Annotated in this window: 1 protein-coding gene; it reads left to right on the plus strand. The window is 32.9% G+C overall.

Annotated elements, in window-relative coordinates; translation table 11 throughout:
- Positions 1-705 (plus strand): FtsW/RodA/SpoVE family cell cycle protein (locus tag AC1DWA_RS32995; protein ID WP_477917634.1); only part of this gene is annotated, 705 nt, incomplete at both ends.

Genomic DNA, 705 nt, shown 5'->3' on the forward strand with positions numbered 1-705 from the left:
CTATAGCTCCTACACGGAATGGTGCTAAAAGTTGGTTTGTTTTACCTGGTCTTGGATCAATTCAACCATCTGAATTTATGAAAATGACGCTGATTTTCACCTTAAGCAGAATCAATGTAGTTCATAATGAAAAATTTAGAGTACGTACCATTGAGTCAGATATCAAATTGCTATTAAAATTAACCGTTTTTACTATTATTCCAATAGGTTTAATTATGCTTCAACCTGATATGGGTACCTCCTTGGTATTAATAGCTATTTTTCTAGGATTAGTTTTTATTTCAGGGATAAGTTGGAAAATATTAACTGCTGTCTTTGGTACAGTCGGTGCTATCTTTGGTACAGCTTTTTATATGGTTTTATATCATGCTGAAATTTTAAAAGATTATTTTGGTGTTCAACCCCATCAATTCAATAGGATATATTCTTGGATTAACCCTGAAGAATATGCAAGTAGTTTATCTTATAACTATATGAGAACAATTACAGCCATAGGATCGGGAACAGTATCGGGCAAAGGCTTCGGACAAGGTGTAGTTTATGTACCAGAAAAACATTCTGATTTTATTTTTGGAGCAATTGGGGAAGATTACGGTTTCATAGGATCCAGCATAGTAATTTCCGTTTTCATGCTCCTAATTTATAGTATTGTATCGATAGTTTTAAGATCTAATGATGATTTTTCCAAATATATTTGTACTGGCG

It is taken from the genome of Rhodococcus sp. P4_F3_2 (assembly GCF_056401335.1).